Below are 21,125 nucleotides of genomic sequence, written 5' to 3'. Positions count from 1 at the left end.
GAGCCTTTAAGGAAAGGTCATCAGGGCCAAAAAAAGCGATCAGCTGTGGAAGGACCGCGATGATCCGTGGAACCTTTCCGAAACGACTTCAATGTCGCCTGAGTGGAGCGGCTTCCATGGTCCAGCAAGTGCCACCCTTCAGCAGCCATCGGCCGAGGCTCGTCTGGCGTCCCGCCTGGGCCAGGGCGATTGCCCGATCCAGCGTTTCGCCGCGGGGCGCGGATGCGCCGGGGTCGGCCTGCGCCAGCATGTGCAGCAGCAGGCGTCGCAGCAGCTCGCGGGGCAGGTCTGTGCGATCGAGCAGCCATGCCTCGCCGCTTTGCCGGACATGCGCCGCCGCAAGGTCGCCAACCATCCACTGGAGCGCTTCTTCGGCCGCTGCCAATGCAGCCGCACTCCTGCCTGCTGCGCGGACGTCGAGCCAGCCCGCCTCTGCCAGAGCGCTCCGCATCCGCGTCCGGTCGAACCGCGTGTCGGCATTGGACGGGTCGAGGGCAAAGGGTAATTCACGCGCCCGCGCATAGGCTAGAAGGTCCGCCTTACGCATGTCCAGCAGCGGGCGGATGACGCATCCGGCCCTTGCCCGGACGCCGGCCAACCCACCAACCCCCGAGCCGCGGTTGAGCCGCATCAGCAGCGTTTCCGCTTGATCGTCGGCATGATGGGCGGTCATCAGCCAGTCCAGCCCCTCCGCCTGCCGCCAGGCCTCCAGCGCCGCATAGCGCTGCTCTCTCGCCCAGGCGTGGACATTGCCCTCCGGTGGAAGGGAAGGGCGCAGAATCGCATGCGCGATGTCCCGCGCTTCGCACCAATGCGCCACCATCGCGGCCTCGCTGGCCGATTCCGTCCTAAGCCCATGGTCCATAGTGGCGGCCGCGACCCGTCCCGGGAAACCGCGCGCAGCAAGGTCCAGCAGTGCCATGCTGTCGGGCCCGCCTGACACGGCGATGCCGAAGCGGCCTTCGCCTTTGCCCACCAGCTCTCCAGTCGCCCGGACGAAGAGAGCCAGAAGCCCGTTGGCGTCACCCTCCCGCGTGCCCGCGGCAGGCATCAGCTACACTGGGCTTTGGCCTTGCCCTTGTCCATCATGGTGCGCAGGCTGGCGGACAGGCTTTCGCCATAGACCTGCTCCAGTTCCGCATAGACCTTGCAGGCGTCGGCCGGCTTCTTGAGCTGGATCAGGGCCTCGCCGAGCCAGGCGAGGCTGTCGGCCGCGCGGTCGCCGCGCGGGCGTTTCTGATAATTCTCGTAAAAGGCGACGGACGCCAGCGCCGGCTTGCCCTCGTCCAGATAGGCACGGCCCAGCAGATTCTGCGCGCGGCTTGCCACCGAGCTGCTGCCGTACTGGTCGACCGTCGCCTTCAGCTGCGCCTGCGCTTCGGGATAGAATTTCGCGTCCCACAGGCGGAAGCCATAGGTGTAGGCATCGTTAGCCGCGTCGCCCGTATCGGGCTTCTCGATCGCCGCGACGGCTGCCTTGCGCGCCTCGCTGGCGGCAGGCGCCGGGGCGGGCTTGGCCGCTGCAGGGCGCGCGGGCGCAGGCTTCGCCGAAGCGGGATCGGTCGCCGCTATGGGTGCAGACACCGTGGGTCGAACGGCCGGCGGTTCCTGCGGCTGCACTTGCGCCTGCTGCTGGGACAGACGGCTGTCCGTCTCCGCCTTGTAGCGGTTGAACGCCTCTTCCAGTTGCCGGAGTTTGTAGCTGTTCTCCTCGACCTGCCCGGTCATCGAGGCGAGCTGCGATTCCAGCGCGCCGACGCGGGCGGTCAGATCAGCGAGCGGGGTCGATGCGGGCGATCCGGGCACCACGGCCGGTGCCGCGGGGCGTGTCACCTCCGCCTCGATCGGGGCGCCGGCCGGAAACACCTTCCGCTGCACGGCGCGCATTTCCTTTTCAAGCCGATCCACCCGCGTATCGATCGGAACATTCTGCGCGGCGGCAGGAACTGCCACCGCCAGGACCGCCGGCATCCCCAATGCCAGAGCGGAAACCGCGGAAAATACGTGACGCATGATGATCCCCGACGCAAACTCTCGCGCTTAACCATAAGGGGATATTCTGCGCCGTAAAGCGGCACTTTACCTTCCGGCGCCGCGCCCGGCCGTGTCAGTCGGCCGGTGTTGCGGTTCCCGTCGTGACCTGCGCTGGCGCAGAGGGCTGCGCCTCGTCGGCGGATGCGGGCGATTCGCCGCCCGTGGCCGCACCGGGCGCAGCGCGGCGCGGGGCGGGACGGCCCCCCGCAGCGGGAAGCGCGGCCGGTGCCTGGGTGGACGCAGCTCGCGCCAGAAGCGCCGTCGCGCTGACTGGTACGTCGGCGATCGTGCGATCCGCCGCGCCCAGCGGCGCGATCGCCTTGCCGCCTACCGCGACGGCGAGCGCTTGCGGCCGGCCCGTCAGGATCATCGGGTTGCGGGCGTCAGCAGGCAGGGTGAACACCTCGCCCTTCTTCATCAGCCCGTCCTTCAGCCGCTCGCCGGCCTCGTCATAGATACGCAGCCACACATCGTCGACCGCGGTGAAGGTGACCGTCTGGTCGACGGGCCGGGCAGGTGCCGCCGTGGCTGGGCCGCCGCGGGAGGGGGGCGCCTCCTCCTGCTTCGCGATCTCCTCGCCTGTCGGCGGAGTCAGCAGCTGCGTCCGCCACAGAGCGAAGCCGGCGACCACGACGATCGCGATCAATGCGGCGGTCCAGGCGAGCATGCGGGAAGGAACCCGGGCGGGATCGGCCGGCTCGAAGGCTTCGTACCGGTTCGCGCCCAGATCAGACTGGTTGACCGCGTGGCGCACGTCGGCCGCGATCGCGACTTCGTCCATCCCCACGGTGCGCGCATAGGCCCGCGCGAAGCCCACGGCATAGGGGATACCCGGCAGCGCGGCATAATCGTCATTCTCGATCGCCTCCAGCTGACGCTGGGCGATCCGGGTCCGGGTGGCGATGTCCTGGATGGACATGCCCCGCGCCTCGCGCGCGGCGCGCAACTTCGCGCCCGGCGTGTCCGGGGCGATGGGCTGTTCGGCAGGCGCGCTTTCCACGCCCGTTTCCAGTTCCGGTTCGTCTGACATGCTGCTCCGCGACCCTTTGGGTGGCGGCCTTGTCTCATTGCTGCACGGCCGTTGTCAACGGCGGGACGCGTTTCAGTTCAGTTCGATATCGCGATCTTCGGCCCAGGCGGTGAGCTGGCTTCGAATATCGGAAACGCCCGTTTCCAGCAGCCCTTTGAGGAAGCGCTCCAGCTCCGTCGCCTCGACCGCGCGGATCATCGCCTTGACCGGCCCGACTGATGCCGGCGTGATCGACAGGCGGCGCACGCCCAGCCCGATCAGCGCCATGGCCTCCAGCGTCCGCCCGCCCATCTCGCCGCAGACGCCGACCGGCACCTCATGCGCGTGGCAGGTCGACACGACACGTGCCAGGAAGCGCAGGATCGCGATGCTGAGCCAGTCGTAGCGCTCCGCCAGGCGGGGATGAGCGCGGTCGGCGGCGAACAGGAACTGGGTGAGGTCGTTGGTGCCGATCGACAGGAAATCGAGCCGGGGCAGCAGGATGTCCAGCACTTCGGCCAGTGCCGGCACTTCCAGCATGGCGCCGTAGCGGATCGCCACGGGCAGCTTCTTGCGCTGCGACTGGAGCCACTGACGCTGATGCTCCACCAGGGCCTTCGCCTGGTCGTACTCCCAGGGTTCCGACACCATCGGGAACATGATGTGGAGCACCTTGCCCGAGGCCGCCTCCAGCAGGGCCCTGGCCTGCGCCTTCATCAGCCCGTCGCGGTCGAGCGCCAGCCGCAGCGCGCGCCAGCCCATGGCGGGATTGTCCTCCAGCTCTTCCTCGTCCCGCTGCATGTACGGCAGCGCCTTGTCGCCGCCAATGTCGACGGTGCGGAAGATCACCGGCCGGTCGCCGGCTGCGTCCAGCACGTCCTTGTAGAGCCGCTGCTGCTTTTCGCGCTGGGGCAGGGTGGCGGACACCAGGAACTGGAACTCGGTGCGGAACAGGCCGATGCCGTCCGCGCCGACCAGGTCGAGCGCCTGAGCGTCCTCGCGCAGGCCCGCATTGACCATCAGCTCGATCCGTTGTCCATCCAGCGTCACCGACGGCAGGTCGCGCAGCGCGGCGAATTCGGCGCGGCGCCGCTGGGTGATGTGCAGCTTGTTCTCGAACGCTTCGTCCATGTCCGGCGTGGGCCGGACAAGCAGCGCATTCGCGGCCACGTCCATCAGGATGAGGTCGCCTTCATTCACCTGATGGCGGATGTCCCGCACCCGGCCCAGCACCGGCACGCCCATGGCGCGGGCGACGATGGTGACATGCGCGGTCAGCGATCCTTCCTCCAGGATCACGCCCTTCAGCCGCCTGCGATCATATTCCAGCAGTTCGGCCGGTCCCAGATTGCGGGCGATCAGGATCGCGTCCTGCCGCAGTCCCAACTGCGCTGCGGTCCCCAGCTGTCCCGACACGATCCGCAGCAGGCGGTTCGCCATGTCCTCCAGGTCGTGCATCCGGTCCTGCAGCAGCGGGTCGTCGATCTGGCGCATGCGCATGCGGGTGCGCTGCTGCACGCGCTCGATCGCCGCCTCGGCGGTGAGGCCGCTGTCGATCGCCTCGTTGATCCGGCGGATCCAGCCTTCGTCATAGGCGAACATCTTGTAGGTCTCGAGCACCTCCTGATGTTCGCCTTCGGTGCCGAATTCCGCTGTGCCCGTCATGCGGTCGATCTGCTCGCGCATCTTGGCGAAGGCGGAGATGACGCGTTGGCGCTCCGCTTCCGTGTCCTCGGCGACGGTATGTTCGATATGCACGCGGGGCTGGTGGAAGACGGCATGACCGCGCGCCATGCCCATCACCAGCTGCAGGCCGTGCAGGACGCTGGTGCCGGTGTCCTGGACCCGGGAATCCATCGGGCCGTCGTCGGCCAGTTCGGCATTGGCGATCAGTTCCGACAGCACCATCGCCACCGTCTGCAGCGCCTCTATCTCCACTTCCTCGTACCGGCGCGGCTCGACATGTTGCACGCACAATACGCCCAGTGCGCGCTCGCGCCGGACGATCGGCACGCCCGCGAAGCTGTGGAACAGCTCCTCCCCCGTTTCGGGCCGGTAGGAGAAGTCGGGATGCGACGCCGCCTCGTCCAGGTTCAGGGTTTCCACATTGGTCGCGATCAGGCCCACCAGTCCTTCGCCCATCGCCATGCGGGTGACGTGGACGGCTTCCTGCTTCAGGCCGCGCGTCGCGAACAGCTCGAGCACGCCCTCGCGCACCAGGTAGATGGAGCAGACCTCGCTCGACAGCGACTCCCCGATGATTTCCACCACCTTGTTGAGCTTGGCCTGGGCGCTGGTGCGGGCGGCCATGACTTCCTGCAAGCGGATGAGGATCTGGCGGGCGGCGGCGGCGGGCGTGCTGAGCATATGCCAGCGCTATCAGATAGCCCCGCCGCTTTCCAAGGTGATTCATGTGCGATACAGTAGATGCCAATTCGCAAGCACTGGCCCTGTGCGTGGCGGAACGGCCAGACATGTTCGTTTACAATGCACAGGAGTGTGCATTCTGCCTGTCAGGGAGACCATCATGGCGACAATTCTCGATAAGGACTTCGAAAAGGATCTGATCGACCGCGGCTATTCGCGCCGTCATCTGGGCAAGGTGGCCGCGCTGCTCGGCGCAGGCGCCGTGGCCATGCGGGTGACCGGCGCCGCGGCGCAGCAGGCTGCCAAGCCGGTGGCCGGCGCCGTGCGCATCGGCGCCAATGAATGCTGGACCGGCCCTTTCCCGGTTGCCGCCGAGGCCGCCTACAAGCTCGTCAACGAGGGCAACCGCTACGAGCCCGACAATGAGCATCAGAAGCTGTTCGACGCCGTCGCATCGGTGGAAGGCGTTCCGGCCGATCGCGTCCTTGCCTGGCCCGGCTCCAGCGATCCGCTGAGCCGCGTGGCGGTCGCCTATGCTTCGCCGACACGCGGCATCGTCACCGCGGATCCGACCTATGAGGCGATCTGGCGGACCGGCGACTGGCTGGGCGCCAAGGTGACCAAGGTGCCGCTGACCAGCGACTATCGCCACGATGTGAAGGCGATGCTGGCGGCCGACCCCAATGCCGGCGTCTATTATATCTGCTCGCCCAACAACCCGACCGGCACGGTGACGCCGCTGGCCGACATCCAGTGGCTGGCCGACAACAAGCCCAAGGATTCGATCCTGGTCGTCGATGAGGCCTATATCCACTGGTATGACGGCCCCAACGCGGCGAAGCTGGCGGGAAGCCGCGACGACGTGCTGGTGCTGCGCACCTTCTCCAAGCTGTTCGGCATGGCGGGGATGCGTCTGGGCCTGACGCTTGCCGGTCCGACGCTCATGGAAAAGATGATGCGCTATGACGGCGGCCAGGTCACGGCGATGCTGCCGATGACCGCGGTGGCCTGCGGCACCACATCGCTGACCCAGGCCGCCCTGATCAAGGCGCGTCGGGCGGAAATGGTCGCGAACCGCGAGATGGCGATCGCCTATCTCAAGAAGAAGGGGCTGAAGGTCGTCCCCGGCAGCCATGCCAATATGTTCATGGTGGATTGGGGCAAGCCCGCCAAGCCGATGATGGAAGCGCTGCTGGCGCAGAATGTGCAGATCGGCCGCAGCTGGTCGATCTGGCCCAATGTGTCGCGCGTTTCCGTCGGCTCCGCCCAGGAAATGGACGCCTTCTGCAAGGCGGTGGACAAGGTGCTGACCGCCTGACCCACATCTGAGACCGGAAAAAGGGGGCGGCCGGCGCGGGAATCTGCGCCGGCCGCCCTTTCCTATTGCGGATTTGCCGGGCTGCTTCGTCCTTCTTCCCGGAACACGGCATCTTGCTACAGAGGGGACGGACGACATGACCTTGCTATTGGAAAAGGACGCTACGGAAGACCTGCTGGATCGCGGCTATTCGCGTCGCCAGATCGGCAAGGTTGCCGCGCTCATGGGTGTCGGCGCCGCTGCCAACCAGATGCTGCTCGCCCCCGCCTTCGCGCAGCAGCAGGCCGCCCGCGGCGTGAAGGGTGCTGTGCGCATCGGCGCCAATGAGTGCTGGACCGGCCCGTTCCCGTCGGGCGTGGACGCGATCGCCCGGGCGGGCTCCTTCGGCAACTGGTACGATCCCGACAACTACAAGGGCGACCTGGTCAAGACCGTCGCGTCGGTCGAGGGCATTCCGGAAGCCAATGTCGCCATCTGGCCGGGCTCTGGCGGCCCGCTGGTCAGCATCGTCGCGGCCTATTGCTCGCCCACCAAGGGCCTGGTCACCGCCGACCCGACGTTCGAATCCGCCTGGCGCACCGCCGACTATCTGAAGGCGCCGCTCGCCAAGGCGCCGCAGGCGCCCGGCAAGGGCACCGACGTCAAGGCGATGCTGGCCGCGAACCCGAATGCCGGGCTCTACTATATCTGCACGCCCAACAACCCGACCGGCACGGTGACGCCGCTGGCCGACATCAAGTGGCTGCTGGACAACAAGCCGGCCGACGCGATGCTGCTGGTGGACGAAGCCTATATCCACTTCTCCGAAGCGCCGAGCGCCGTCGCGCTGATGGCGGGCCGCAAGGACATCATCGTCATGCGGACCTTCTCCAAGCTGTTCGGCATGGCCGGTGTCCGCCTGGGCCTGACCTTCGCCGATCCGGAAGTGCAGAAGCGCATCATGCTGTTCGGCCCGTCGGCCGGCGGCATCTCGATCACCGCCATGGCGTGCGGCAACGCGGTCTATACCGAGACCGCGCTGATCAAGGCACGCCGCAACGAGATGATCGCGAACCGCGAGGAAACGATCGCCTGGCTCACGAAGAAGGGCCTCGCGGTCCAGCCCGGCAGCCAGGCCAATATGTTCATGGTCGACTGGAAGAAGCCGGCCAAGGAGATGCAGGCCGCGCTGATCGCGTCTCCCGAGAAGGTGCAGATCGGCCGCAGCTGGGCGATCTGGCCGACCGTGTCGCGCGTCACCGTCGGTTCCTCCGACGACATGGCGAAGTTCCGCTCGGCGGTCGAGAAGGTTTACACCGCTTAATCCCCTGATTTCTTCTCCCAGGGGAAGGGGCGTCCGGCGAGCCGGGCGCCCTTTTTCTTTGGGCGGCCGAGGGGACTTGCAGACACATGCCCGCCGGGGAAGCGGTTGGTCGACGCCCACTGCGGAGCGGTTCCGACGCGACAGGCTTGCGCCAGGGCGAAGTTCACAGCGTCGTGAGCCGTTTCGGACGAAAAATTGCGCAAAAGTCCCTGCGAGGCGACGGTTGGGCCACAGCGGCGCGACACAGACGCGTCAACGACGCGACAGTTGGGTAACGCCAAGGTCACAGCGACGCGACAGTCAGGCGACAGATGTGAAGGGGCGGGGCGCCTGCAAAGCGGCGTTTGCCAAACGCGATTCTGGCATAGGGAGCGATGGATTCCATCCCCATGGTAGACCATGGGAAATCCTACATTGGAAGGATCGTTGTGGGGTGGCTGGGCTGCACAACAGGGGCGGTTTGCCCAAGCGGCGAGCGATGGGTGCCCTGCAGCCGCGATAAGGGTTCTGGCCCGTCAACGGCCAAGGACGACCCTAATCTCGATTGCTTCCGCAACCAGATGGCCGATGGAGATTTATTGCGATGTTGAAACTGATCTGAGGTAATTCGTGGCCGACCAGGATGGCGCAAAACCGCCCGTCAACCCCAACGAAGCGACCGGTGAGCCAGCCGGCGATCTGGAAGACACCAGTTCCTATAGTCCGACGGGCAACAGAGGAACGCATCACTGGAAGCGATCGACTGTGGCGGAGCCTGGGCTCGACCAGCGCGGTACGGTGTTCTTTGCCGCGTTGCAGATGACGCGGATGCCGATGATCCTTACCGATCCGCGCCAGGACGACAATCCAATCGTCTTCGCCAACAAGGCGTTTCTTGACCTGACAGGCTATGAGGAAAGCGAAATCGTCGGGCGCAATTGCCGTTTCCTGCAGGGACCCGACACCGACAGGGAGACCGTTCGGGCCCTTCGCGAAGCCGTCGGCGCGCAGGAAGCGATTTCGACGGAAATCCTGAATTATCGTCGCGACGGCAGTCCCTTCTGGAACGCGGTTTTCGTAGCACCAGTCTATGATGACGACGGCACGCTCATCTATTTCTTCGCCAGCCAGCTTGATGTCACGCGTCGGCGCTCTTCTGAACAAGCCTTTCGTCAGGCGCAAAAGATGGAGGCGATCGGACAGCTGACTGCCGGCCTGGCGCACGATTTCAACAACCTGCTGCAGGTGGTGACCGGCAATCTCGACATCGTGCTCGGGGACGATCTGAGCGATGCTCAGCGACGGATGCTGGGCAATGCCGCGCGGGCCGCCGAACGGGGGGCGCGGCTGACGCGCCAATTGCTTGCCTTCGCCCGCAAGACCAGGCTCGAACCCCGCCGGATCAATATGAACGACCTGATCCACGAATTTGGCGATCTGATCGACAATACCGTGGGGGCGCAGATCCGGCTGGTCACCGCGCTGGAGCGTCGGCTGCCACCGGTGCAGATCGATCCCACGCATCTCGAGATGGCGGTGCTCAACATCCTGATCAATGCCCGCGACGCCATGCCGGGCGGCGGCACCGTGACGATCGCGACCGAGCTTTGGAAGCTGAACGGGAACGCAGCGGCACATGGCCTTCCCGAAGGGGACTATGTCGTGTTGAGCATCCGCGACGAAGGACATGGCATGAGCCCCGAAGTTCGCCAACGCGCCACCGAGCCGTTCTTCAGCACCAAAGGCAAGGACCGCGGCACCGGCCTCGGTCTGGCAATGGTCCACGGCTTTGTGCAGCAGTCGCTCGGCCGTCTCGAAATCGATTCTGAGCCGGGGCAGGGAACGACGATGCGGCTGCTGTTTCCCGTTGCGCCGCCCGAAGAGGCTGTGGCCGGCGCCGTGCAGCATATATCAACCCAAGCGATATCGAGCCCCGGCGGAGGACAGACGATCCTGCTGGTCGAAGATAGCGACGATGTCCGTGCGCTTGCGAGCGAGCAGCTGGCTGCGATCGGATACAAGGTCGTTCCCGCCGCAAGCGGCGAGGAAGCCCTCCTGAAGCTCGATAAGATCAAGGTCGATCTGCTCTTCACCGATATCGTCATGCCCGGTGGTATGAGCGGCCTCGAACTGGTCGAGAAGTTCAACGAATTGCATCCGGAAACACCCGTCCTTCTGACCACGGGCTATAATGAGGATCTGGTCGCCGATATACCGCGTGGGACGCGGTTCGATGTGATCGGCAAGCCTTATCGTCGCGAGGAGCTGGCCGATCGCGTAAAGACAGCTCTGTCACGTCACACGGCCGTCCGGCGGGAGGAAAGTCCATTCGGCGCCAAGGAGGGGTGATGGACGGGGCGCACAGCTTCGCCCCTCTCGACTTTCGCGTGCCGTACCTTGGCTGCAACTATTTCGGTACGTCGCTGCCCAAATGGCTGCGGGCGCCACCAGGCGGTCGCCGCCCTGACGGAGATCGCCGCCCGCCCGGCGTAAGGGGAGCGGTGCCGCCCATAAAATCCCCGCGAAGGGTCTGGCCGTTTGGGGGGGAAGTGGTTACATGGGCCGCCACGAATCCCCCTGGGACTCCCCGGTCCCGCAGCAGAAAGTGGCTTTCCATGGACATCCGCCTCGGCCTCACCTTTGACGACGTGCTGCTGCAGCCCGCCGAATCCGACGTGCTGCCGAGCCAGGCCGACACCAGCACCCAGGTGACCCGCGCGATCAGGCTGAACATTCCGATCCTCTCGTCCGCCATGGACACGGTGACGGAGGCCGACATGGCGATCGTGATGGCGCAGATGGGCGGGATCGGCGTCCTGCACCGCAACCTGTCGGTCGAGGAGCAGGCGGACGCGGTGCGGGCGGTCAAGCGCTTCGAGAGCGGCATGGTGGTGAACCCGATCACCATCCTGCCGAGCGCGACGCTGGCGGACGCGCAGATGTTGATGCAGCGCCACAAGATCAGCGGCATTCCCGTAGTGGAGCCGTCGGGCAAGCTGGTCGGCATCCTGACCCATCGCGACGTGCGCTTTGCCGAGAACCCGGCCCAGCCGGTCAGCGAACTGATGACCAGGGAGAATCTGGCGACGGTCAAGCTGGGGGTTGGCCAGGAAGAGGCGCAGCGCCTGCTGCACCAGCGCCGGATCGAGAAGCTGCTGGTGGTCGACGACGATTATCACTGCGTCGGCCTGATCACCGTCAAGGATATCGAAAAGGCCGTGACCTATCCGCAGGCGACCAAGGACGCGTCCGGCCGCCTGCGCGTGGCGGCGGCGACCACGGTCGGCGACAAGGGGCTGGAACGCAGCGAGGCGCTGATCGACGCGGAATGCGACCTGATCGTCATCGACACCGCGCACGGCCATAGCAAGCAGGTGTCGGCCGCGGTCGAGGCGGTGAAGCGGCTGTCCAACCATGTCCAGGTGGTCGCGGGCAATGTGGCGACGGCCGAGGCGACCAAGGCGCTGATCGGCGCGGGCGCGGACTGCGTGAAGGTCGGCATCGGGCCGGGGTCGATCTGCACCACCCGCGTCGTCGCGGGCGTGGGCGTGCCGCAGCTGACCGCCATCATGGATTCGGCCGAGGAAGCCGCAAAGCAGGGCGTGCCGGTGATCGCCGACGGCGGCCTGCGCACGTCGGGCGACGTGGCCAAGGCGCTGGCGGCGGGCGCGGGTTGCGTGATGGTCGGATCGCTGCTGGCGGGCACGGCCGAGGCGCCGGGCGAGACGTTCCTGTACCAGGGCCGCGCCTATAAGAGCTATCGCGGCATGGGCAGCGTCGGCGCCATGGCGCGCGGATCGGCCGACCGCTATTTCCAGGCGGACATCAAGGACCAGATGAAGCTGGTGCCCGAGGGGATCGAAGGGCAGGTGCCGTTCAAGGGGCCGGCCAAGGACGTGATCCACCAGCTGGTCGGCGGCGTGAAGGCGGCGATGGGCTATACCGGCAGCCGCACGATCAAGGACCTGCAGGCGCGCGCCCGCTTCGTCCAGATCACCAATGCGGGCCTGTCCGAAAGCCATGTCCACGACGTGACGATCACCCGCGAGGCGCCCAATTATCCGACGCGCTAAGGATCCCGCGGCATGACGCCTGCCGCCCGCGTTCAGGCCGCGATCGACCTGCTGGACCTGATCATCGGCGCGGCGCGTGACGGCGGGCCGGCGGCGGACACGCTGATCGCGCGCTATTTCAAGGAACGGCGCTACGCCGGGTCGCGCGACCGCCGGGCGGTGCGCGACCTTGTCTATGACGCGATCCGTCGGGCGGCGGAACGGCCGGAAAACGGACGGGCGGCGATGGTGGGACTGGCGCGCGAGCAAGCGGAGCTGGCGGCGCTGTTCGACGGATCGACGCACGGGCCAGCGCCGATCGAGGAGGCGGAGCCGGGCGCGGTGCGCGGCGACGTTCCGGCCTGGCTGGCGCCGCTGTTCGCCGCGCCGGTGGAGCAGGATGCGCTGCTGGGACGGGCGCCGGTCGACCTGCGCGTCAACCGCCTGCTGACGGACCGGGCGCAGGTCGCGCCGCTGCTGCCCGAGGCGGTGGCGCTGCCGGGCCTGCCCGATGCGCTGCGCCTGCCCGAGGGCGCCCCGGTCGAGCAGAGCGAGGCCTGGAAGGGCGGCCTGGTCGAGGTGCAGGATGCGGGCAGCCAGCTGATCGCGGCCGCCTGCGCAGCGGAGCCCGGGATGACGGTGATCGACCTTTGCGCCGGGGCGGGCGGCAAGACGCTGGCCCTTGCGGCGGCGATGGAAGGCAGGGGCAATCTGATCGCCGCCGACACCATCCGATCGCGGATTGCCCGCCTGTCGCCGCGGGCGGAGCGGGCGAGGGCCGGTTTCATCCAAACGCTGCTGCTCGACCAGGGGCATGAGGCGCGGGCGCTTGCGGACCTGGCCGGGCAGGCGGACGTGGTGCTGGTGGACGCGCCCTGTTCCGGCACGGGGACGTGGCGCCGGAACCCGGAAGCGCGCTGGCGGCTGACCCCCGCACGGCTCGACCGGCTGGTGGCGGAGCAGGCGCGCATCCTGGATTTCGCCGCACCCTTGCTCGCGGCGGGCGGCGCGCTAGTCTATGCCACCTGTGCGCTGACCGACAGGGAGGGACGGGATCAGGTGGACGCCTTTCTGACACGGCATGCGGGCTGGGAGGCGGAGCGGCTGACGCTGCCGCTGGGACGGCCGCATGGCGCCGGCATCCTGCTGACGCCCGGCCATGACGGCACCGACGGCTTCTTCTTTGCCCGGCTGCGCCGGACAGCGTGAAACAGGGCATGGACAAGCGGGTGCAAACAGGCGAGACTTGGCCGGAATCAGCGCCTGAAACATGGCTGGAGACCTTAATGCGTTTTACTCCCGCGTCGATTGCCCTTGCCGTCCTGCTGACGACGGTGTCCAGCGTCGGGCTGACGCAGCGTCCCGACAACCAGATCAATCCCCAGTCGGTCGAATGGCAGAAGGCCGGCGAGGCGGCGCGTCGCGCAGGCAATCTGACGGGCGCCACCGATGCGCTGGAAAGCGCGCTGGCGGCCGATCCGCGCAACCGGGCGGCCTATGTCGAACTGGCAGAAGTGGCGCGGGCGCAGGGACTGCAGGGCAAGGCGATCCGCCTCTATCGCGAGGCCCTGCTGCTCGATCCCGCCGATGTAAGCGCGCTGGTGGGCCAGGGCGAGGCGATGGTGGAAAAGGGCGCGATCGCCAAGGCCAAGGAAAATCTGGCCCAGGCGCAAAGCCTGTGCAAGGCCGACTGCGGCCAGATTGCCCAGCTGTCCGCCGCGATTCAGAAGGGACCGCCCGTTGCCGTGCTGAGCGCGAAGGACAAGGATCCCGCGACGCCGAACCAGGCCAAGACGACCGAAAATCCCTGATCGCCGCTACTTCTTGACCTTCTGCCGGGGACGAAGCCGGGGGGCGGCGTCCGACTGCCGCCGGATCAGCTCATAGTCCAGCATCAGATGACCGGGCGACACTTTGGTCTTGCCCTTGCGCGCCTTGATCTGCTCGATCAGAACGTCGACCGCCGCCCGTGACATGGCGCTGATCGGCTGGCGGATGGTCGTCAGCTCGGGCCATATCGTCGTAGCCAGGGACGTGTCGTCGAAGCCGCAGACGGTGAGGTCGCCGGGCACGTCGAGGCCGTTGCGGTGCGCGATCGCCACCGTCGCGGCCGCCATGTCGTCATTGCTGGCGAAGATCGCGGTCGGGGCGTTGGGCAATTCCAGGATCTGCTCGGCCGCGTCCAGGCCGGAGCGGTAGGTGAAATAGCCCTGCGCCACCAGCGCATCGTCCTGGGCGATGCCCGATTGCGCCAGCGCATCCAGATAGCCCCGGAATCGCTGGTCGCTGGCGGTCTGGTTGGGATTGCCCTTGATGAAGCCGATGCGGTGGTGGCCCAGCGCGATCAGGTGCCGGGTCATCGCATAGGCCGCCCCTCGGTCGTCGATGTTGACCACGGAGACGTCGTCGGGATCGCGACCGGTCGCGACTGCCACCGCCGCGATCCCGGCATCGTCGAGCGCGGCGATCATTTCCGTCATGTCGCAGAGGGGGGGCGGCAGGATCACCCCGTCCAGGCGTCCCCGCCGCAAATGATCGACGGCGGCGGCGACCGATGTCTTCTCGTCCCACTTCTCGACCACCAGATGCACCCCGAAGCGCGCCGCCTGGTCGAGGCTTCCGACCAGAAACTCGCTGAGGTAGGAAGCCGACGGGTTGCTGTAGAGCAGGCCTATGCGGGTTTCGTCGCCGCCCGCCAGGCTGCGCGCCGCCGCGCTGGGCGCATAGTTGAGGGCGGTGATCGCCGCCTCCACCTTTTCCCGCGTTTCCGGACGGACGACCTGTTCGCGGTTGATCACCCGCGAAACGGTCATCGGCGACACGCCAGCCCATCGGGCGACGTCGTTTATAGTAGGCGCATTACGTTGTCTGCGGGAACTTCTTGGTTCCATTGGCGACGCTCCTTCCCCCAAAAGTGACCGCTCAGATCATCGTGCACCAACCGTAGCGATATTGTCGGACAAAGCGAAAGCTAAATGTGAATCAAGGCTGACCGGGATTGTAGGGCCACTTAAGCGCCTTGTACCATTCCAGCGGATGTTCGGGCGCGGCGGCGCCGGCCGGAAGAGGACGCTTCGAAATCGACTGGAAATAGGCGATGCAGGCGTTGCGCCACAGCCGGGCATCCTGTTCCTGCATCATCAGGAAGGTTTCCGTCTGCTTGAAGCGGTCGGCATCGACATAGGGGCGGAGCGCGGCCCACTGCTGCCGCATGCCCTGCACATAGGCGACGCCCTGGTCATAATGATGTACCAGGCTGTCCCAGAGCGTTTCGCCCGACGAGAGCTTCTGATCCCAGCCGACGTGATGCCACCACAGCAGTTCGTTTTCCGGCGTGGTCGAGACCTTGGCGAGGCGGCGGGCGATTTCCGGCGCATATTGCGCGATGGCGTTGCTGCCGGTGGCCGTGCGATCGAAGCCGATGCCCTGCGCGTCCGCCCGGTGATAATAGACGGGGTTCCATTCGGGGCGGTCGAGCGTGTCCACCCAGGGGCCCGGGCCGTAATGGCCGTAGACGCTCATGATATGCGCAAGCCCCAGCGGCGTCATATAGTTCACCGCCGCCTCGCGCGATCCCATCATCATGCGGACGACCGGATCGACGATCCTGCGGTCGGGAGAGAAGGTGAGCGCGGCCCATTCGCGGGCAATGCCTTCGGCGCCAAGCTCGGGATCCCAGGCAAGCCGCCCGAAGGCGTACCAGTCGGCCTGGTTGAAGATCGAGCCGCTCCAGTCGCGGTCGACGCCGATGTTCGCGACGCCGGCGATGCCGGTCAGCTTGTGGCCGTCCAGGCTGCCGTCGATCACCTTGGCGACCGTCGAGCCCTTGCCCTTGGCATAGGTGTCGCTTTCCAGCGTCTCCTGGAACAAGGTGCCGAGATAGGTGAGGTTGGTCGACTGGCCCAGATATTCCTTGGTGATCTGGAATTCCATCATCAGCGGCGTCTTCGGCATCGCGCCGAACAGCGGGTGGAACGGCTCGCGCGGCTGGAAATCGATCGCGCCGTTCTTCACCTGCACCAGCACATTGTCGGCGAACTGGCCGTCCAGCGGCTTGAAGTCGGCATAGGCCTGCTTGGCGCGGTCGTCGGGATTGTCATGTGCATAGACGAAGGCGCGCCACATCACGATGCCGCCATGCGGCTTGAGTGCGGCGGCCAGCATGTTGGCCCCTTCGGCATGGTTGCGCTTATAGTCCTGGGGGCCGGGCTGGCCCTCGCTGTTCGCCTTGACCAGGAAGCCGCCGAAATCGGGGATCGCCTTGTAGATTTCGTCCGCCTTCGCCTTCCACCAGGCGGCGACCTGCGGGTCGAGGGGATCGGCGGTCTTGAGTTCGCCCAGTTCGACCGGCGTCGACCAGCGGGCGGAGAGATAGACCTTGATGCCATAGGGGCGGAACACGTCCGCCAGCGCGGCGGCCTTGGCGATATAGGGGGCGGTCAGGCTTTCGGGCTTCGCGTTGACATTGTTCAGAACCGTGCCGTTGATGCCGAGCGACGCGTTGGCGCGGGCATAGTCGGTATAGCGCGGTCCCTTCCATTCGGGCAGGCGCCACCAGTCCCAGATCGACTGGCCGGCATAGCCGCGTTCCACCGTGCGATCGAGATTGTCCCAATGGTTGAGCAGCCGCAGCTTGATCTTTGGCGTGGAGCGGATGTCGATCCGGTCGAGCGAGCCGCCGCCCTGCGCCAGCCGCAGATAGTGGAAAGCGCCGTAGAGCAGACCGATCTCCCGGTTGGCGGCGATAAGCGTCACCGGATTCCCGTTAACGGTAACGGTCCGGATCAGATAGCCTTCATCACCGAGTCCGTCGAGCTTCACCGGCTGCGAGGCGAGCGCCGGATCGGTGGCGGGCGTGGCGAGCCAGATGGAGCCGGCCTGCGGCGTTCCCGCGACCGTCGGGTTGACGCCGGTCATCTTGCCGAGGCCACGGATCAGCTCGTCCCGAGCTACCTTGGCGGTATCACCCTGGGCGGCGATCGCGATGCTGGTGGCGTGGCTGGAAAGGGTGGAAAGGGCGGTTCCTTCAGCCTTGGGATAGCGAAGCCACAGGTCGTAGCCGTCCTCCGCCATGACGGCCGGCGCGGCCGCAATGGATGCAAGCGCGATGGACCAGCTAAACAGGCGCGTGAGCATGAACGTCCCCTCTCCAATGTTCGGGCCAGATACGACCGGACGGGCATTGACAACGCCCTCTTGTCTGATCATTGGTAGCGTTATCAATCGTCCGGGGGCAAGCGGAAAGTTTGCCGCGCAAGGGGGAGAGGGGTGTTGATCCGGTCACGCAGCATGTTCCGCGTCATTGATGGCATCGGTTTCGGGCGGGTGGCACCGGCATGAGCGCGCCGCGTCTCGGCCGCCGGCAGGCCCTCGGCCTGCTCGCCTCCACGTCGATCGTGGCGGCCGCGCCTGCGGTCGCGAAGGGCAAGGGAGGCCCGATTTACAAGGACGCCTCCGCGCCCGTCGACTTGCGGGTCCGCGACCTGCTTTCCCGCATGACGCTGGAAGAGAAGGTCGCGCAGATCATCGCGCTGTGGGCGACCAAGGCCGATATCATGGATGGCCTGACATTCTCTTCCGCCAAGGCGAAGGCCGCCTATCCCAACGGTTTCGGCCAGATCACCCGTCCTTCCGACCGGCGCGGCGCCCCCAACGGATCGGTCCAGGCGGGCGGGACCGGCGCGCGCTGGCGCACCCCCGCCGAGACCGTGGCCTTCATCGAGTCGATCCAGAAATGGGCGATGGAGGAAACGCGGCTCGGCATCCCGGTGCTGTTCCACGAGGAATCGCTGCACGGCTATATGGCCAGCGAGGCGACCATGTTCCCGATGGCGATCGGCATGGCGGGCAGTTTCGACCGGGAGCTGATGCAGGACGTCCAGTCGGTCATCGCGCGCGAGGTGCGGGCGCGCGGCGTTCATCTGGCGCTGTCGCCGGTGGTGGACATCGCTCGCGATCCACGGTGGGGGCGGATCGAGGAGACCTTCGGCGAAGACCCCTATCTCTGCGGCGAGATGGGCGTGGCGGCCGTCCTCGGCCTGCAGGGCGAGGGGAAGGAGCTAGGCCCCGACAAGGTCATGGCGACGCTGAAGCACATGACCGGCCATGGCCAGCCGGAAAGCGGCGTCAATGTCGGCCCGGCACCCTTTTCGGAGCGCGAGCTGCGCGAGAATTTCTTCCCGCCCTTCCGCGAGGTGGTGAAGCGCACCGGGATCGGCGCGGTGATGCCGTCCTATAACGAAATCGACGGCGTGCCCTCCCACGCCAATCGCTGGCTGCTGACCGAGGTGCTGCGGGGCGAATGGCATTTCGACGGCGCCATCGTCAGCGATTATGGCGCGGTGCACGAGCTGAACAGCATCCACCATGTCCAGCCCGACCTGGAATCGGCGGGCCGGGCGGCGCTGCGGGCGGGGGTGGATTGCGAACTGCCCGACGGCACGGCCTATCGCACGCTGGTGGACCAGGTGCGCGCGGGCAAGGTGCCGGTCGAAGCGGTGGATACGGCCTGCCGCCATATGTTGACGCTGAAATTCCGCGCGGGCTTGTTCGAAAATCCCTGGCCGCGCAAGGATTATGCGACGCTGACCGGCAATGCGGAGGCGCGCGCGCTGGCGCTGAAGGCGGCGCACAAGTCGATCGCCCTGCTGAAGAATGACGGCACCCTGCCGCTGACGGCGGGCGCCCACAAACGGGTTGCTGTGATCGGTCCCAATGCCGCCGTCGCGCGGCTGGGCGGCTATTCCAGCGAGCCGCGCCAGACCGTGTCGTTGCTGGAAGGCGTGCGAGCGAAGCTGAAGGGCAAGGCGGAGGTGGTCCATGCGCAGGGCGTGTTCATCACCCAGAGCGAGGACCGCTCCGCCGACGAGGTGCTGCTGGCCGATCCCGAGAAGAACCGGCAGCTGATCGCCGAAGCGGTCGAGGTCGCGAAGGGAACCGACATCGTCCTGCTCGCGATCGGCGACACCGAGCAGACCAGCCGCGAAGCCTTTGCGAAGAACCATCTGGGGGACCGCACCGACATCGACCTGGTGGGCGAGCAGAACGAGCTTTTCGCCGCGCTCAAGGCCACCGGCAAGCCGGTCGTGGTCTGCGCAATCAATGGCCGGCCGCCCAGCTATCCGGCCGTTGCCGCGGATGCGAATGCGCTGCTGGAATGCTGGTATCCGGGGCAAGAGGGCGGCACCGCCATGGCGGACGTGCTGTTCGGCGACGTCAATCCCGGCGCGAAGCTGCCCGTCAGCGTCGCGCGCGAGGTCGGTCAGGTTCCGGTCTTCTACAATGCCAAGCCTTCGGCCCGGCGCGGCTATCTGTTCGGGGACGTGACCCCGCTTTTCCCCTTCGGTTTCGGCCTCAGCTATACCCGTTTCGACATCGGTGCCCCCAAGCTCTCGGCGCCGCGCATCGGTACCGGCGGAGAGGTCACGGTGGAGGTCGAGGTGCGCAATGTCGGCGACAGGGCAGGGGACGAGGTCGTCCAGCTCTACGTCCACGACCAGACCGCATCGGTGACCCGTCCGGTCAAGGAGCTGAAGGGCTTCGAGCGCGTGACGCTCAATCCCGGCGAAAGCCGCACGGTCCGCTTCACGCTCGGCCCCGATGCCTTCTCGCTCTGGAACATCGACATGAAGGAGGTCGTCGAACCCGGCCTCTTCGACATCATGGTCGGCTCCGACAGCCAGACCCTCAAGACCGCCACGCTAGAAATCGTCTGAAAGGACAGGAAACAGCAATGCCTATCATTACAGGTGCCAAGGTCATCGTCACCTGCCCCGGCCGCAACTTCGTCACGCTGAAGATCGAGACCGACGAAGGCGTCTACGGCCTGGGCGACGCCACGCTCAACGGCCGCGAGCTTTCGGTGGCCAGCTATCTGACCGACCATGTCATTCCCTGCCTGATCGGACGCGACGCGCACCGGATCGAGGACATCTGGCAATATCTCTACAAGGGCGCCTATTGGCGGCGCGGACCCGTCACCATGACCGCCATCGCCGCGGTCGACATGGCGCTGTGGGACATCAAGGGCAAGGTCGCGGGCCTGCCCGTCTATCAGCTGCTGGGCGGCGCGAGCCGCGAGGGCGTGATGGTCTATGGCCACGCCAACGGCACCACGGTCGAGGATACGGTCAAGGTCGCGCTGGAATATCAGGCGCAGGGCTACAAGGCGATCCGCCTGCAGTGCGGCGTGCCTGGCATGGCATCGACCTATGGCGTGTCGAAGGACAAATATTTCTACGAGCCCGCCGACGCGGACCTGCCGACCGAGAATGTCTGGAACACCAGCAAATACATGCGGGTCGTGCCGGAACTGTTCAAGGCGGCGCGCGAGGCGCTGGGCTGGGACGTGCACCTGCTGCACGACATCCACCACCGCCTGACCCCGATCGAGGCGGGCCGGCTGGGCAAGGACCTGGAGCCTTACCGCCCCTTCTGGCTGGAGGATGCAACGCCGGCCGAGAACCAGGAGGCATTCCGCCTGATCCGCCAGCACACCACCGCGCCGCTGGCGGTGGGCGAGATCTTCAATTCGATCTGGGACGCCAAGGACCTGATCCAGAACCAGCTGATCGACTATATCCGCGCGACCGTCGTCCATGCGGGCGGCATCACCCATTTGCGCCGCATCGCGGCGCTGGCGGACCTGTACCAGATCCGTACCGGCTGCCACGGCGCCACCGACCTTTCGCCGGTCTGCATGGCCGCGGCGCTGCATTTCGACCTGAGCGTGCCGAATTTCGGCATCCAGGAATATATGCGCCATACGGAGGAGACCGACGCGGTCTTCCCGCACGCCTACAGCTTCGCCGACGGCATGATGCATCCGGGCGACAAGCCGGGCCTGGGCGTCGATCTGGATGAGGAGCTGGCGGCCAAGTACGAATATAAGCGCGCCTTCCTGCCGGTGAACCGGCTGGAAGACGGCACGATGTACAATTGGTGATGACAGCCATGCGATCCCGCCTCTCCCTCTTCCCGTGGAAGGGGGACGGAGCCGCGCGGCGGCGGGGGCGTGGGGGCGATCTGCACGTCGCCTTCACTGCCCCCGCGACGCCGGGCGGA

14 protein-coding genes are annotated in these 21,125 nt (G+C 66.6%); 8 read left to right on the top strand and 6 right to left on the bottom strand.

Going from position 1 to position 21,125, the window contains the following annotated elements; genetic code table 11:
* Positions 1-88 precede the first annotated feature (88 nt).
* The 4 genes from tilS to ptsP form a co-directional block, all read right to left on the bottom strand.
* On the bottom strand, positions 89-1,051 hold the full coding sequence (tilS, locus tag M529_RS26110; RefSeq protein ID WP_021316225.1) for a tRNA lysidine(34) synthetase TilS: 963 nt from the start codon (positions 1,049-1,051) through the stop codon (positions 89-91).
* Positions 1,051-2,013 (bottom strand): tol-pal system YbgF family protein, encoded by a 963-nt coding sequence (locus M529_RS26105; RefSeq protein ID WP_031294040.1) that lies wholly within the window; start codon positions 2,011-2,013, stop codon positions 1,051-1,053. The genes tilS and M529_RS26105 overlap by 1 nt, the downstream gene beginning before the upstream one ends.
* 94 nt (positions 2,014-2,107) lie before the next feature.
* On the bottom strand, positions 2,108-3,064 hold the full coding sequence (locus M529_RS26100; RefSeq protein ID WP_021316223.1) for a helix-turn-helix domain-containing protein: 957 nt from the start codon (positions 3,062-3,064) through the stop codon (positions 2,108-2,110).
* Between the two features lie 72 nt (positions 3,065-3,136).
* Entirely contained in the window at positions 3,137-5,410 is a 2,274-nt protein-coding gene (gene ptsP / locus M529_RS26095) for a phosphoenolpyruvate--protein phosphotransferase (protein WP_021316222.1), read from the bottom strand.
* Between the two features lie 160 nt (positions 5,411-5,570).
* Here ptsP and M529_RS26090 point away from each other — a divergent pair, with 160 nt between their 5' ends.
* The 6 genes from M529_RS26090 to M529_RS26065 all read left to right on the top strand — a co-directional run bounded on the left by M529_RS26090 (position 5,571) and on the right by M529_RS26065 (position 13,873).
* A complete protein-coding gene (locus M529_RS26090) occupies positions 5,571-6,728 on the top strand; it encodes a pyridoxal phosphate-dependent aminotransferase (protein ID WP_021316221.1) in 1,158 nt (385 codons plus the stop codon).
* 136 nt (positions 6,729-6,864) lie between these two features.
* On the top strand, positions 6,865-8,031 hold the full coding sequence (locus M529_RS26085) for a pyridoxal phosphate-dependent aminotransferase (protein ID WP_031294036.1): 1,167 nt from the start codon (positions 6,865-6,867) through the stop codon (positions 8,029-8,031).
* 609 nt (positions 8,032-8,640) lie between these two features.
* Positions 8,641-10,359 carry a histidine kinase famiy protein gene (locus tag M529_RS26080; protein ID WP_021316219.1) on the top strand — a complete coding sequence of 573 codons (1,719 nt, stop codon included), beginning with the start codon at positions 8,641-8,643 and terminating at the stop codon, positions 10,357-10,359.
* A gap of 266 nt (positions 10,360-10,625) precedes the next feature.
* A complete protein-coding gene (gene guaB, locus M529_RS26075) occupies positions 10,626-12,083 on the top strand; it encodes an IMP dehydrogenase (RefSeq protein ID WP_021316218.1) in 1,458 nt (485 codons plus the stop codon).
* A gap of 12 nt (positions 12,084-12,095) precedes the next feature.
* The gene (locus M529_RS26070) at positions 12,096-13,271 is read left to right on the top strand and encodes an RsmB/NOP family class I SAM-dependent RNA methyltransferase (RefSeq protein WP_021316217.1); all 1,176 of its coding nucleotides are present in this window, start codon (positions 12,096-12,098) and stop codon (positions 13,269-13,271) included.
* A gap of 77 nt (positions 13,272-13,348) precedes the next feature.
* Positions 13,349-13,873 carry a tetratricopeptide repeat protein gene (locus M529_RS26065; protein WP_021316216.1) on the top strand — a complete coding sequence of 175 codons (525 nt, stop codon included), beginning with the start codon at positions 13,349-13,351 and terminating at the stop codon, positions 13,871-13,873.
* A 6-nt stretch (positions 13,874-13,879) separates the two neighbouring features.
* Here M529_RS26065 and M529_RS26060 read toward each other — a convergent pair whose 3' ends face one another.
* Entirely contained in the window at positions 13,880-14,953 is a 1,074-nt protein-coding gene (locus M529_RS26060; protein ID WP_031294033.1) for a LacI family DNA-binding transcriptional regulator, read from the bottom strand.
* A gap of 91 nt (positions 14,954-15,044) precedes the next feature.
* Complete coding sequence (locus M529_RS26055; protein ID WP_021316214.1) at positions 15,045-17,198, bottom strand: alpha-glucuronidase family glycosyl hydrolase; 2,154 nt, start codon at positions 17,196-17,198, stop codon at positions 15,045-15,047.
* Positions 17,199-17,398: 200 nt separating this feature from the next.
* On the opposite strand from M529_RS26055, the gene M529_RS26050 reads away from it, so the two are divergent.
* Positions 17,399-19,777 (top strand): glycoside hydrolase family 3 N-terminal domain-containing protein, encoded by a 2,379-nt coding sequence (locus tag M529_RS26050; RefSeq protein WP_021316213.1) that lies wholly within the window; start codon positions 17,399-17,401, stop codon positions 19,775-19,777.
* 17 nt (positions 19,778-19,794) lie between these two features.
* Positions 19,795-21,006 (top strand): D-mannonate dehydratase ManD, encoded by a 1,212-nt coding sequence (gene manD, locus M529_RS26045; protein WP_021316212.1) that lies wholly within the window; start codon positions 19,795-19,797, stop codon positions 21,004-21,006.
* The last annotated feature ends 119 nt before the right edge of the window (positions 21,007-21,125 follow it).

The organism is Sphingobium ummariense RL-3 (assembly GCF_000447205.1).
Lineage (GTDB): Bacteria > Pseudomonadota > Alphaproteobacteria > Sphingomonadales > Sphingomonadaceae > Sphingobium > Sphingobium ummariense.
Note: the sequence above shows the minus strand (reverse complement) of the source record. Positions and strands in the feature narration are given on the sequence as shown.